Genomic DNA, 13,110 nt, shown 5'->3' with positions numbered 1-13,110 from the left:
TACTCATGGGTTGTAGCTTGGGGAGTTCTCATGGCATCAAGGGATTCGCTCCCGTTATTGCGGCCGGAATCTGGTAAGACTTACTGGACGTAAATTATCAATCTAATGAAATCGGAGGAAACCCGTGGCCCTTCCCAAGTTGACTGATGAGCAGCGCAAGGAAGCTCTCGCAAAGGCTGCTGAGGCTCGCAAGGCTCGCGCTGAGCTCAAGGCTGCGCTGAAGCGCGGCGAGACCAACCTGAAGGACGTTCTGGACAAGGCTGAGACCGATGAGATCATCGGCAAGACCAAGGTCTCCGCGCTCCTCGAGGCTCTGCCGAAGGTTGGCAAGGTCAAGGCTAAGGAAATCATGGAAGATCTCGAGATTGCTCAGACCCGTCGTCTACGCGGCCTCGGTGATCGCCAGCGCCGTGCTCTGCTCGAGCGCTTCGGCTACGGCGAATAAGAGTCGCGATGTCTGACGCAACTACACGCGGTCGCCTAGTCGTTCTGGCTGGGCCTTCCGCGGTGGGTAAGTCCACTGTAGTTTCGCGCCTGCGCAATGACGTCGACAAGCTGTACTTCAGCGTCTCAATGACGACGCGTCAACCCCGACCTGGTGAGCAGGACGGGGTTGACTATTTCTTCGTTACTCCTGAAACCTTCCAACAGCGTATCGACGCCGGGGAGATGCTCGAATGGGCAGAAATCCACGGCGGCCTGCAGCGCTCCGGCACTCCTGCCCGTCCCGTACAAGAGGCAATGGCAGCTGGTCGCCCCGTGCTTGTCGAGGTAGATCTGGAAGGGGCTCGCAACGTCAAGGCGGCTTTGCCTGAGGCAAAAACCGTGTTCTTGGCGCCACCATCCTGGGAAGTGCTCGTTGAGCGCTTGACCGGTCGTGGAACGGAGCCGCAGGATGTCATCGACCGCAGGCTAGAAACCGCACACGCGGAACTTGCCGCTCAAGACGAGTTCGACCACGTGGTTGTCAATGAAAATCTTGATGACGCCGTGGCAGCAATTAGTGATATCCTGCAGGGATAGAACTAGATTTTGACCATTTCCAAGTGAAGTAAAGGTGCATGTGACTAACGTGACCACCCCTGCTAATACTGAGGCCCAGAAGCCAGAGCCAGTATTCGATCCGCCAACGGGCATTACCGCCCCTCCGATCGATGAGCTCCTCGACAAGGTCTCTTCCAAGTACGCACTGGTGATCTTTGCCGCAAAGCGCGCGCGCCAGATCAACAGCTACTACCAAGAGCAGGATGAGGGCGTCTTCGAGTTCGTTGGACCTCTGGTAACTCCTGAGGCCGGCGAGAAGCCGCTTTCCATCGCTCTTCGTGAGATTGAAGCTGGCCTCCTCGACCACGAGGAAGGCAAGTAAGCTTTCTCCCGTTAAGGCCCCCGCTCGCATCACCCGATGTGATTGGGGGCCTTCGGCATGTTCAAGTGCGTGGAGTACCACCCTGTAGACTCGGGCGGGTGACTGACGCAATTGAGAATCTAGCGGCTCCTACTAGCAGCCAGGAGCCGGCGAAGCAGCCGCGTAGCATCGTCGTTGGCGTGGCTGGCGGAATCGCTGCCTACAAGGCTTGCCACTTGGTCCGTGACCTTAAAGAGCACGGCGATGAAGTCCGCGTTGTTCCAACGCCCGCTGCGCTAAACTTCGTTGGCGCTGCAACCTTCGAAGCGCTCTCCGGCAATCCCGTCTCCACAACTGTATTCGATGCCGTCGATGAGGTGCAGCACGTCAATATTGGCCAGCATGCTGATGCCGTTGTTATCGCGCCGGCTACTGCAGATGTCATCGCCCGAATCGCTGCAGGCCGCGCAGATGATCTGCTGACAGCAACCGTGCTTGTGGCCACGTGCCCGGTCATCGTAGTACCGGCCATGCACACCGAGATGTGGCTCAATCCGGCCACCGTTGAAAACGTTGCTACGCTGCGTCGCCGTGGTATCACAGTCATGGAGCCTGCCCATGGACGGCTTACTGGTAAGGATTCTGGCCCCGGCCGTCTACCTGAGCCTGCGCAGATCGCGGAGCTCGTGCGCACTGAGCTAGACGGCTACCGTATCCCGCATGATTGGACAAGCAAGAAGGTCGTCATCTCCGCGGGAGGCACCCAGGAGAACCTAGACCCAGTGCGCTACCTCGGCAACCGCTCTTCTGGGCGCCAAGGCTTTGCGTTAGCCGAGATTGCAGCGCAGCGCGGGGCAGAGGTAGTCATCGTGGCCGGAAATACCGCTGAGCTTCCTGTGCCATCCGGAGCCAAAATCCGAAACGTGGTCTCTACCGCAGACCTAGAGGCTGCAATGGCTGAGGAATCGAAGGACGCCGACGTCATCATCATGGCCGCAGCCGTCGCTGACTACCGGCCAGCGCTCGTCGCCGACTCAAAGATGAAAAAGGGCACGGCTGACGACGCCCTCTCCTCACTCCAGCTCGTGGAAAATCCCGATGTCCTCAAGGGGCTGGTGGCCCAGTGTGCAGCAGGAGAGCTCAAAGAAGGCGTCGTCATCGTCGGCTTTGCAGCCGAGACTGGCGATTCCACCCATACGGCTTTGGAGTTCGCGCAAGCGAAGTTTGAACGCAAGGGTTGCGATGTACTCATGGCTAACGAAGTGGGCGAGGGCAAGGTCTTCGGCCAGACCACCAGCGAAGGGTGGATTCTACGCCGGGATAGCGAGCCGCAAGTCGTTGCCCATGGCTCAAAGCATGTGGTCGCAGCGCAGATCCTGGATGCTGTGAATCAAATCCTCAGCTAGTAGACCGGCCTAATTGCATTAATAGACCGCTTGGTCTATGCTGGCTAGTTGTTAAAGCTTGGGGCCAGAACCATGCAATGAACGCTAAATAAGCACTTCTTTCTGCACTAAGGAATATTTGTGACTGTTAACCATGCACCGGCTACCCGTTTGTTCACCAGTGAGTCTGTGACTGAGGGACACCCGGATAAAATTTGCGACGCAATCTCCGACACCATCCTCGACGCGCTGCTCGAGAAGGACCCGCATGCTCGCGTCGCCGTCGAGACCCTAGTCACCACCGGCCAGGTCCACGTAGTAGGTGAGGTCCGCACCACCGGCTATGTCGAGATCCCCCAATTGGTGCGCAAGACTCTCACGGACATCGGCTTTACCTCTTCTGACGTTGGATTCGACGGACACACCTGTGGCGTAAACGTCGCCATTGGCGAGCAGTCCCAGGAAATCGGCGCCGGCGTCGACACCTCTACCGAGGCCCGCGATCGCGGTGACGACTTTGATGAGGAGAATGACTCCGCAGGCGCCGGCGACCAAGGCCTGATGTTCGGCTACGCCACCAACGAGACCGCCGAGTTCATGCCGCTGCCTATCGCTCTGGCGCACCGCCTTTCCCGCCGCCTCAGCGAGGTGCGCAAGGAGAAGATCGTTGATCACCTCCGCCCAGACGGCAAGACCCAGGTGACTTCCGCCTATGACGACAACAACGTTCCTTCGCACTTAGACACCATCGTCATTTCCACCCAGCACGACCAAGACGTGACCCAGAAGTGGCTTGAGGAACAGCTGCGCAAGCACGTCGTCGAATGGGTCATCCAGGATGCTGGCTTGGAAAAGTACTACGGCGAAGACACCACCTTGCTCGTTAACCCTTCCGGCTCCTTTATCCTCGGCGGCCCAATGGGCGATGCGGGTCTTACTGGCCGCAAGATCATCGTTGACACCTATGGAGGCATGGCCCGCCACGGCGGCGGTGCCTTCTCTGGCAAGGATCCGAGTAAGGTTGACCGTTCCGGAGCTTACGCAATGCGTTGGGTGGCTAAGAATATCGTCGCCGCAGGACTCGCCGATCGGGCCGAGGTGCAAGTGGCCTACGCCATCGGCCGTGCGAAGCCGGTGGGCCTGTACGTCGAGACGTTCGGCACCGCACACGAGGGACTCAGCGACGCCGCTATTCAAGCGGCAGTCAACGAGGTCTTCGACCTTCGTCCGGCGGCCATCATCCGTGATCTCGATCTGTTGCGTCCTATCTACCGGCAGACTGCGGCCTATGGTCACTTCGGTCGTACCGACGTTGACCTGCCATGGGAGTCGACCTCCCGTGCCGCCGCACTGCGAAAGGCAGCTGGCCTGTAGAATCTGAGCCTATGCCGAAGAGAACACCCGCCGCCCACAAACCGGTCGCGCGGGTGTTGCCTCTTTTAGGGGTTGCTCACTTAGATCGCGGGTTCGACTACCGCGTGGACGAGGAACAATCGGAGGCCGCACAGCCTGGGGTTCGCGTACGTATCCGCTTCAATGGGCGGCTTAGCGACGCCATCGTTCTGGAGCGCCGCAACGACTCGGAGTTCGCGGGCGAGCTGCGCTATCTCGACCGAGTGATCTCACCCTTTGCAGTCTATCCAGCGCAGCTCTCACAACTCGTCGAATCGCTTGCCGCCCGGTACGGGGCAGTTCGCTCCGACATCATTCGTTCCGCTATCCCTCCGCGTCATGCCAAGGCGGAAGAATCAGACTTGTCGACGCCGTGGGAGGAGCTGGGAGACGCCAGCGAACCCGATCTGTCCAGCTGGTCCGCGTATCAGTTCGGCGAGTCTTTCGTGGATACAGTGCTAGGCGGCGGCATTGCGCGCGCTGCCTGGCAGGTAGCACCCGGCGATGATTGGGCGGCAGCGCTGGCTGCTTTGGCTGCAAAAATCGCGGTAGACGGAGGCGGCTCGCTCATCGTGGTGCCGGATCAACGTGACGTCGACAAGCTCGAGCGTGCGCTGCGCGAGATAGTCGCGGCTAAACAGGTAACCGTGCTCGGCAACGCCACTGGTCCGCAGGCTAGGTACCGGCGCTATCTGTCAGCCTTGGTGGGCCAGGCACGCATCGTCATCGGCACGCGGTCTGCGGCTTTTGCTCCGGTGGCGAATCTGCGCCTTGCCGTCATCGTGGACGATGGCGACGACAATCTCGTGGATAATCTCAAGCCCTACGTACATGCGCGCGAGGTGCTCACCACGCGCTCTGCGTTGGAGGGATGCAGTCTTATTTTGGCCGGTCATTCGCGCACCGCGGAGACGCAGCTCCTGGTGGAGTCGGGGTGGGCGCACGACCTAGTGCCGAGTGAGTCGTCGCTTTCGGCGCGGCGTCCTGCGATCACGCCGGTCGGAGCCTTCGGATTCCAGGTGGCGCGTGATCTGCAGGGCGGAACGACGTCGCTAAGCGGTCCTGCTTACCAAGCCGCGCGTCGTGCCCTCGACCGCGGCGAACCAGTTCTCGTGCAGGTCCCGCGCAAGGGCTACGCGCCCATCCTGGCATGCGGGAATTGCCGCGCGCCGGCAAGGTGCCGCCATTGCAACGGTCCGCTTGGCCTGCCGGGTGATTCGCACGGTGGGCATGAGGGCCAAGCATCCCTGCCAACCTGTACGTGGTGCGGACGCATCGACTCCAAGTTCCGGTGCACGGAATGCGGCTCGCCGCGCCTGCGCGCCATCGTATTGGGCTCGGAGCGTACGGCGGAAGAGCTGGGTCGCGCCTTTCCAAGCACGCGGATTGTCATGTCTGGCGGTAACAAGGTCATCGATGAAGTGCCAGGGGAGCCGGCACTTGTCATTGCGACTCCCGGTGCGGAACCCCATGTTGCGGACGGCGGTCATTATGGCGCGGCGCTGCTGCTAGAAGCTGCCACGCTGCTCAATCGTCAGGATCTGCGCGCAACCGAAGAGGCCCTGGCCAAGTGGGCTGCGGCAGCGACCTTGGTGAGCCCGCACTCCAAAGGCGGGGAAGTGATTATCGCTGCGGATGAGGCGTTAGCAGTTGTCCAATATTTAGTGAATTGGGACATGGTGGCAGCAGCGCGCGCTGAGCTGGCGGGGCGTCGGGAAGTGCGCTTCCCACCGGCCGTGCATATGGCAGCCGTGGATGGAGCGGATGCCGCACTGGATCACTTTCTTTCGATTGCAGAGCTGCCTGAGCATGCTGAGATCCTGGGCCCGGTCCCGCTTCCGCCCGGAGTCACCCTGCCCGGTGAGTATGACGAACAGCGCTTTGGACCGCCACAAAGGGCACTCATCCGCACCCCGTTGGGGCCGCGCTCACAGCTGGGCACGGCGCTGCGCAACGCCAACGCTGCGCGCAGCGCCCGTAAGGACGAGCTGCCACTGCGCATTCAGGTAGACCCAATTCACGTCGGCTAAACGCCAGCTTATGGACGTGGAGCGCGTGGTGGAGACGGTTTAGTGCTGCTGGGTCTACCCAGTCCGCCGCTGTGTCTGGCATGTCCACTATTGTCGAGTGCGACGTAATTGTTTGAAAGGTAGTGGTTCCGCAGTGGCAATCAGAGCAATTCGCATGTACGGCGATCCAGTCTTGACGTCTCGTGCTACCGAGATTGAAAAGTTTGATTCATCGCTTGAGGCCTTGGCCAATGACATGCTGGAGACCATGGACGCGGCCGGCGGAGTAGGCCTTGCCGCAAACCAGATTGGTTTGACCAAGCGCATTTTTGTCTATGACTGCTCCCACTTTCAGACCGGCTTGCGTGGGGCCATCATCAACCCGGTGTGGACCCCGTTGGGGGACAAGACGCAGGACGGCCCCGAGGGCTGCCTATCGATTCCGGACATCACCGAAAACACCGAGCGCTATGAATCGGTCGTGGTCCACGGCCGCGATGTACGGGGCAATGCCATCTCGATGGTGGCCTCCGGGTTGATGGCGCGTTGCATTCAGCATGAGACTGACCACCTTGATGGCGTCTTGTTCCTGCAAAGGCTCACCCCTGAGCGGCGCAAAGAAGCGATGCAGGTTATCCGCAATTCAGAGTGGTTTAACTCCTAGTAGCTAGAGCAGCCTAAGAAACTAGAGCAACAAGAGAAGAAAGAAGTAAAGGTTCAGCATGCGAATTGTCTTCGCCGGTACCCCGGAGCCCGCAGTGGTGGCTTTGGAAAAGCTCATTGCCTCCAAGCATGAGGTTGTCGCGGTCATCACTAGGCCCGATGCGCGCAGGGGCCGGGGCCGTACTCTGCACCCCAGCCCGGTGAAAGAGCTGGCTCAAAAACATGGAATCGAGGTGCTCACCCCAAGCACCCTCAAGCCCGGCACCGAGGACGGCGAGGCGCTGCGCGCACGTCTGCGGGATCTTTCTCCTGAGGCTATCCCCGTTGTGGCCTACGGCAACCTTATTACGCCGGATCTTCTTGACCTACCGCGCCATGGCTGGGTCAACCTGCACTTCTCCTTGCTACCTGCGTGGCGCGGTGCGGCCCCAGTGCAAGCTGCGATCGCAGCCGGCGATGAAGTCACGGGTGCTACTACGTTCCGTATCGATAAGGGATTGGACACCGGCGTCATCCTGGGCACGCTCGAAGAGAAGATTCAGGCAACTGATACCGCAGACGATCTTCTGACCCGCCTGGCCTATGCCGGTGGTGATCTCTTGGTGGAAACGATGGACGGCTTGGCGGCAGGCACCATCACCCCACACGAGCAATCGGGCGAGCCCTCCTACGCGCACAAGATCGCAGTTGAGGATGCTCGCGTCAATTGGCAGGATTCCGCGGAAGCCATCGACCGCCACATTCGTGCACACACCCCGGCCCCGGGTGCCTGGACCATGCTTGGGGAGGAGCGAGTCAAGCTTGGCCCGGTTAGCCTCATAGGCGTTGACCCGGCACTTGAGGGCGTTGCCCTCGCACCAGGTGAGGCGCACATTACGAAGAAGTCCGTGTACGTCGGCACAGCTGATGCGGCAGTCAAGCTGGAGCGTCTGCAAGTCCCCGGCAAGAAGATGATGAACGCTGCAGACTGGGCGCGCGGCCTGGGCGGCAACAAAGAGGTGAGGTTCTCATGAGTGGTGGTTTCCGTTCCCGCTCCAAAGGCGGCGATTCCGAGCGCAAGGCCGATGGGCGTAAGCAGTATGCGCGTGACGCACAACGCGGATCTTTGCAGCGCAAAGGCAAGAATAATTCGCGTAATTCACACCACCCTCGAGGCAGGCGGGGCGCGCAGGAGAAGAACTCCTTCGTCCAGGCTGCGCGACGAAGCGGCGTAGACACCGCTCGTGCGGTCTCCTTTGAGGTACTGCGCCGCGTTCACAGCGATGATGCGTTTGCGAACCTGACCTTGCCCAAGGCTTTGCGCGTGCACAAGCTTGAAGGCCGCGACGCTGCCTTTGCAACCGAGCTGACCTATGGTTCTCTGCGCACCGAGGGAGTGCTCGATGCAGTCATCGGGGAGTGCTCGTCCCGTGCGCTTGATGCAATTGCCCCTGAGGTTTTGGATGCTTTGCGGCTGGGCGCCTACCAGGTGCTCTTTACCCGCGTGGAGCCGCATGCTGCCGTAGACACCACTGTGCGTTTGGTTGAGGCCGCAGACTTTGAGAAAGCTAAGGGCTTTGCCAACGGCATCATGCGCACCATCACGCGCACCCCAGCCGAGAAGTGGCTCGACAAGCTCGCCCCGCAGGGCGAGATCGCGGCACTGGCCTTCAAGCACGCGCATCCCGCGTGGATCGCACAGTCTTTTAGCCGTGTCGTCGGCTTGGGCGAACTCGAAGCAGCGCTGGAAGGCGACTCCCAGCGTCCTATCGTCCACCTAGTAGCGCGTCCCGGCGAGATTAGCGCCGAGGAGCTGGCGCTTATGACCGGCAACGAAGAAGGCAAGTACTCGCCTTATGCCGTCTACATGGAATCTGGTGATCCGGGTGATCTGGAGCCTGTGAAGCAGGGCTTTGCCGCGGTCCAGGATGAAGGCTCGCAGCTCATTGCCCGCGCAGTGGTCGAAGCACCCGTTGCAGGTACTGATTCCGGGCGGTGGCTCGACCTGTGTGCGGGCCCTGGCGGCAAGGCGGCCCTCATGGGTGCGCTGGCACGCATTGAGCAGGCCCATGTCGATGCGGTGGAAGTCTCGCCGCACCGCGCTGAGCTCATCAAGAAGACTGTTGCGGATCTGCCTGTTCGTGTGCACGTAGCTGACGGCCGTAACCCCGGCCTTTTGGCTGGCTTCGATCGCGTGCTTGTCGACGCCCCGTGTTCCGGCCTTGGCGCCCTTCGTCGCCGTCCGGAGGCTCGTTGGCGCAAGTCCGAGTCCGACATCGCCGGACTCAACGAGCTGCAGTTTGAGCTGCTCGAATCCGCGCTCAAGCTCGTGCGCCCCGGCGGTGTCGTGGTTTATTCGACGTGTTCGCCGGACCTGAGGGAAACGCGCGACGTTGTGGATCGCGCCGTCGCCAAGCTGGGCGCCGTGGAGCTCGATGCCCACGAACTCATTCCGGATATGGGTGACGTTGGACATCACAAGTCGGTCCAGATGTGGCCGCATCGCCACGGCACCGACGCGATGTTCTTCGCCGCGCTTCGTCGTGACTAAGCGTTAGCCGAGCTGCTAAAGAAGTGGCTGCGCGCAATCGAAGGGAAGGTCTAGACTGAACACCATGCCTGCACCGATTATTTCCCCTTCGATTCTCGCCGCTGACTTCTCCCGTTTGGGGGAAGAGGTACGTGCGGTACACAACGCTGACTGGATCCACGTCGACATCATGGATGGCCACTTTGTGCCCAACCTGTCCTTCGGCCCTGACATCACCAAGACTGTTGATGGCATCACGGACCAGGTCTTGGACGTCCATCTCATGATTGAGGAACCGGAAAAGTGGGTCGAAACCTACGCTGAGGCAGGCGCTGATTGCATCATCTTCCACGTGGAAGCCGTCGCTGACGAGCATGCGGCGCTCGCGCTGGCGGATCAAATCCGCGGCATGGGCGTACGCGCGGGCTTTTCCATCAAACCCAACACTCCTATCGAGCCGTGGTTGGACAAACTGGAGCACTTTGATTTGGCACTCGTAATGTCGGTCGAACCTGGCTTCGGAGGCCAGAAGTTTATGCCTGAGATGCTGGATAAGGTACGCACATTGCGCGCTGCCATTGATGAGCAGGGCCTCGATACACTGATCGAAATCGACGGTGGCATCTCCGCCGAGACCATCGCTGCATCCGCGGAAGCTGGCTGCCACGCGTTCGTGGCCGGTTCTGCCATCTACAAGCAAGCAGACAAGGCCGCAGCAGTCGAGGAATTGCGCCAGCTGGCCTCGCAATAGTTTTCTAACTGCTTCACGCCCCGAATCTTTCGTGGGACCGTCCTTGACCAAACGGAAATTGCAATCAGAAAGTCTTTATGAAGCTTGACCTCGATGCCGCCCTCATCCGTGCGATGGAGGCGGGTCAATCCGTGCGCGGCACGACGAGCCCCAACCCGCCGGTGGGTGCAGTCATTCTCGACGCCGAGGGCAACCTCGTAGGCACTGGCGCCACTCAGCCCGTAGGCGGGCCGCATGCCGAGGTCATGGCCCTACAAGAGGCCGGCAGCAGCGCCCGCGGCGGCATAGCAGTCGTTACACTCGAGCCGTGCAACCACACTGGGCGCACTGGCCCCTGCGCGGAAGCCCTTATTGCGGCGGATATTTCCCAGGTATATTTCCTGCATCCTGACCCGAACGGCGTGGCTGCTGGCGGGGCGCAGACTCTGCGCGCCGCGGGCATTGAGGTCGCACAGATTGAAGCGCCTGCGGAGTTGCCCGTGTCCGATGCTCTCATCCCGTGGTTGACTTCGCTGCGCCTGGGCCGCCCGCACGTGACCCTAAAGTTTGCGCAAACACTCGACGGTTTTACCGCCGCAAGCGATGGTACGAGCCAATGGATTACCGGGGAGCACGCGCGTGAATGGGTGCACGTCGACCGCGCGCGGCGTGACGCCATCATCATCGGCACCGGCACCGCGCTGGCAGACAACCCCTCGTTGACCGCTCGTTTCCCCGATGGCACGCTGCGGGAGCAACAGCCGCGCCGCGTCGTGATTGGCCAAAGGAACTTAGAGGATGCGGGAGCGGCATCATCGCATTTGCGCGAACTTGGCTACGACCAATTTGCCAACATCGATGACGCACTGATCTCCCTTTACGAGGCGGGCGCACGCGACGTGTTGGTCGAGGGCGGGGCCGGGCTGGCCAGCGCCTTCCTCAATGCCGGATACGTGGATGCGGTGCAGGCCTACATTGCGCCGCTGTTGCTCGGAGAGGGGCGGGGAGTGTTGGCCCATCCGGTGGCCCAAACCTTGCAGGATGCGCGTCGTTTTCAGCGCGTGGGCACCACCGTGCTGGGCGACGATGTGCTCATCGAGTACGTGCGCAGGCCATACGTGGATGACGAGTAGAGTCAAGCCTTCGAGATTAAAAGTTAAAGGATAGATTTTGTTTACTGGACTCGTGGAAGAAATCGGCACGGTCGCTTGCTTGGAGCGGCAGGGAGACGCGATCCGCTTAGGAATCGCCGCGCCTAAGATACTTGACGACGCCGCCCTTGGTGACTCCATCGCAATCAACGGCGTGTGCCTCACCGTGGCCGAGCGAACCGCGGACGTCTTCATCGCCGACGTCATGCAGGAATCCCTAAATCGTTCGGCGCTCGGCGAACTGCGCGTGGGGTCCCAGGTCAACGTGGAGCGTGCTCTGCTTCCAACCACCCGCTTGGGCGGGCACATCATGCAGGGCCATGTCGACGGCACTGCGAAACTCATCTCGCGCACCCCGTCTGAGAACTGGGAGGTGGTGCGTTTCGAGCTGCCCGCCGGACTTGCGCGATACGTGGTAGAGAAGGGTTCTATCGCAGTCAGCGGCACCTCGCTGACGGTAAGCAGCATCGGCGCAGACTGGTTCGAGGTCTCTCTCATTCCGACAACGCTGCGCGACACCATATTCGGGCAGCTGGAAGTTGGTGCCGCAGTCAACCTCGAAGTAGATGTGCTGGCCAAGTACGTGGAAAAAATGTTTGGGCCTAACGCTTCCGGCGCCAACGGCAAGGGCTAGAGTAAGTCTTTATGACCGCTGCAGAATCTTCCGTCAAACTCGATACCGTTGAACAAGCTATTGCTGACATCGCCGCCGGCAAAGCCGTGGTGGTGGTAGACAATGAAGACCGTGAGAATGAAGGAGATCTGATTTTCGCCGCCGAGCTTGCGACTCCGGAGCTCGTGGCGTTTATGGTTCGATACACCTCCGGCTATATTTGCGCGCCACTTATGCCCGAAGATTGTGCTCGCCTCAATCTTCCGCCGATGATCGCGGTTAACGAAGATGTTCGCCACACTGCCTACACGGTCACGGTAGATGCTGCGACTGGCTCGACGGGTATCTCGGCTGGTTCCCGCGCCGAGACCATCCGGCGCCTGGCTGACCCGACCTCCGAGATCGGAGATTTCACTCGCCCTGGTCACGTAGTTCCGCTGGCTGCTCGACCCGGCGGCGTGCTGGAGCGCGACGGCCACACTGAGGCTTCCATCGACCTTGCCCGACTGGCCGGGTTGCGTCCGGCGGGCGTGTTGTGCGAGATCGTATCGGAAGAAGACCCGACCGATATGGCGCGTTCACCGGAGCTGCGCCGTTTCGCAGATACCCATGGTTTGTCGATGATTTCGATCGAGCAGCTCATCGAATGGCGCCGCCACCATGAGACTCAGATCGTGCGTTCGGTGTCTGCCCGCCTGCCTACTGAGCACGGCGTGTTTACTGCAATCGGCTACACCCACGACGTCGACAAGAGCGAGCATATCGCCTTAGTCGCAGGCGACGTCGAGGCGCTTAAGGGCGCGGAGAATGTGCTCGTTCGTGTGCATTCCGAATGCCTTACTGGCGACGTTTTTGGTTCGCGTCGCTGCGATTGCGGTCCTCAGCTCAACGCCTCTTTGCAGGCGGTGCAGGAGGCCGGACAGGGGGTTGTGGTCTACCTGCGTGGTCAAGAGGGTCGTGGAATCGGCTTGGTCAACAAGCTCAAGGCCTATCACCTGCAGGACAAGGGACTCGACACTGTCGAGGCCAACCTCGAACAGGGACTGCCCGAAGACGCACGCGAGTACTCGGTTGCGGGCCAGATCTTGCGAGACCTTGGCATTGTTTCCGCCAACTTGATGACCAACAATCCGCACAAGGGCGACGGCCTCTTTGGCTTTGGCGTCGACGTCTCCCAGCACACTAATCTGGCTGTTGCTGCCAATGAAGACAACATCACCTACCTGCGCACCAAGCGTGACCGTATGGGCCATGATCTGCCGCAGGTTGCGCAGTGGGACTCCGAGCACAGCTAAAAATTAGCACTTCTTAGA

At 60.5% G+C, this 13,110-nt stretch carries 13 protein-coding genes; all 13 read left to right on the top strand.

Annotated features, from left to right (window positions below):
- Positions 1-124: 124 nt before the first annotated feature.
- The 13 genes from mihF (at position 125) to HMPREF0308_RS11040 (ending at position 13,092) form a co-directional block, all read left to right on the top strand.
- The gene (gene mihF, locus HMPREF0308_RS11100) at positions 125-445 is read left to right on the top strand and encodes an integration host factor, actinobacterial type (protein ID WP_005531652.1); all 321 of its coding nucleotides are present in this window, start codon (positions 125-127) and stop codon (positions 443-445) included.
- An 8-nt stretch (positions 446-453) separates the two neighbouring features.
- Positions 454-1,023 (top strand): guanylate kinase, encoded by a 570-nt coding sequence (gene gmk / locus HMPREF0308_RS11095; RefSeq protein ID WP_005531650.1) that lies wholly within the window; start codon positions 454-456, stop codon positions 1,021-1,023.
- A 40-nt stretch (positions 1,024-1,063) separates the two neighbouring features.
- A complete protein-coding gene (rpoZ, locus tag HMPREF0308_RS11090) occupies positions 1,064-1,366 on the top strand; it encodes a DNA-directed RNA polymerase subunit omega (protein WP_005531648.1) in 303 nt (100 codons plus the stop codon).
- 110 nt (positions 1,367-1,476) lie between these two features.
- Positions 1,477-2,751 (top strand): bifunctional phosphopantothenoylcysteine decarboxylase/phosphopantothenate--cysteine ligase CoaBC, encoded by a 1,275-nt coding sequence (coaBC, locus tag HMPREF0308_RS11085; protein ID WP_050765455.1) that lies wholly within the window; start codon positions 1,477-1,479, stop codon positions 2,749-2,751.
- Positions 2,752-2,871: 120 nt separating this feature from the next.
- Complete coding sequence (gene metK, locus HMPREF0308_RS11080; RefSeq protein WP_005531644.1) at positions 2,872-4,104, top strand: methionine adenosyltransferase; 1,233 nt, start codon at positions 2,872-2,874, stop codon at positions 4,102-4,104.
- An 11-nt stretch (positions 4,105-4,115) separates the two neighbouring features.
- Positions 4,116-6,152: a primosomal protein N' gene (locus HMPREF0308_RS11075; RefSeq protein ID WP_005531642.1), complete on the top strand. Its 2,037-nt coding sequence runs from the start codon at positions 4,116-4,118 to the stop codon at positions 6,150-6,152.
- A gap of 133 nt (positions 6,153-6,285) precedes the next feature.
- Entirely contained in the window at positions 6,286-6,795 is a 510-nt protein-coding gene (def, locus tag HMPREF0308_RS11070; protein ID WP_034657519.1) for a peptide deformylase, read from the top strand.
- Positions 6,796-6,853: 58 nt separating this feature from the next.
- Positions 6,854-7,807 (top strand): methionyl-tRNA formyltransferase, encoded by a 954-nt coding sequence (gene fmt, locus HMPREF0308_RS11065; RefSeq protein WP_005531638.1) that lies wholly within the window; start codon positions 6,854-6,856, stop codon positions 7,805-7,807.
- On the top strand, positions 7,804-9,324 hold the full coding sequence (locus HMPREF0308_RS11060) for an RsmB/NOP family class I SAM-dependent RNA methyltransferase (RefSeq protein WP_005531636.1): 1,521 nt from the start codon (positions 7,804-7,806) through the stop codon (positions 9,322-9,324). The genes fmt and HMPREF0308_RS11060 overlap by 4 nt, the downstream gene beginning before the upstream one ends.
- A gap of 64 nt (positions 9,325-9,388) precedes the next feature.
- Positions 9,389-10,054: a ribulose-phosphate 3-epimerase gene (gene rpe, locus HMPREF0308_RS11055; RefSeq protein WP_005531635.1), complete on the top strand. Its 666-nt coding sequence runs from the start codon at positions 9,389-9,391 to the stop codon at positions 10,052-10,054.
- Positions 10,055-10,131: 77 nt separating this feature from the next.
- The gene (ribD, locus tag HMPREF0308_RS11050) at positions 10,132-11,166 is read left to right on the top strand and encodes a bifunctional diaminohydroxyphosphoribosylaminopyrimidine deaminase/5-amino-6-(5-phosphoribosylamino)uracil reductase RibD (protein ID WP_005531633.1); all 1,035 of its coding nucleotides are present in this window, start codon (positions 10,132-10,134) and stop codon (positions 11,164-11,166) included.
- A gap of 37 nt (positions 11,167-11,203) precedes the next feature.
- Positions 11,204-11,818: a riboflavin synthase gene (locus HMPREF0308_RS11045; protein WP_005531631.1), complete on the top strand. Its 615-nt coding sequence runs from the start codon at positions 11,204-11,206 to the stop codon at positions 11,816-11,818.
- Between the two features lie 11 nt (positions 11,819-11,829).
- Positions 11,830-13,092 carry a bifunctional 3,4-dihydroxy-2-butanone-4-phosphate synthase/GTP cyclohydrolase II gene (locus tag HMPREF0308_RS11040; protein ID WP_005531629.1) on the top strand — a complete coding sequence of 421 codons (1,263 nt, stop codon included), beginning with the start codon at positions 11,830-11,832 and terminating at the stop codon, positions 13,090-13,092.
- Positions 13,093-13,110 lie beyond the last annotated feature (18 nt).

This window comes from Corynebacterium striatum ATCC 6940 (assembly GCF_000159135.1).
GTDB classification, from domain to species: domain Bacteria; phylum Actinomycetota; class Actinomycetes; order Mycobacteriales; family Mycobacteriaceae; genus Corynebacterium; species Corynebacterium striatum.
This window is presented reverse-complemented; position numbering and strand designations above follow the sequence as displayed.

Coding starts and splice junctions, on each gene's coding strand:
- HMPREF0308_RS11075 (WP_005531642.1), top strand. CDS start 4,116: ATGCCGAAGAGAACACCCGCCGCCCACAAACCGGTCGCGCGGGTGTTG.
- gmk (WP_005531650.1), top strand. CDS start 454: ATGTCTGACGCAACTACACGCGGTCGCCTAGTCGTTCTGGCTGGGCCT.
- rpe (WP_005531635.1), top strand. CDS start 9,389: ATGCCTGCACCGATTATTTCCCCTTCGATTCTCGCCGCTGACTTCTCC.
- ribD (WP_005531633.1), top strand. CDS start 10,132: ATGAAGCTTGACCTCGATGCCGCCCTCATCCGTGCGATGGAGGCGGGT.
- HMPREF0308_RS11040 (WP_005531629.1), top strand. CDS start 11,830: ATGACCGCTGCAGAATCTTCCGTCAAACTCGATACCGTTGAACAAGCT.
- fmt (WP_005531638.1), top strand. CDS start 6,854: ATGCGAATTGTCTTCGCCGGTACCCCGGAGCCCGCAGTGGTGGCTTTG.
- HMPREF0308_RS11060 (WP_005531636.1), top strand. CDS start 7,804: ATGAGTGGTGGTTTCCGTTCCCGCTCCAAAGGCGGCGATTCCGAGCGC.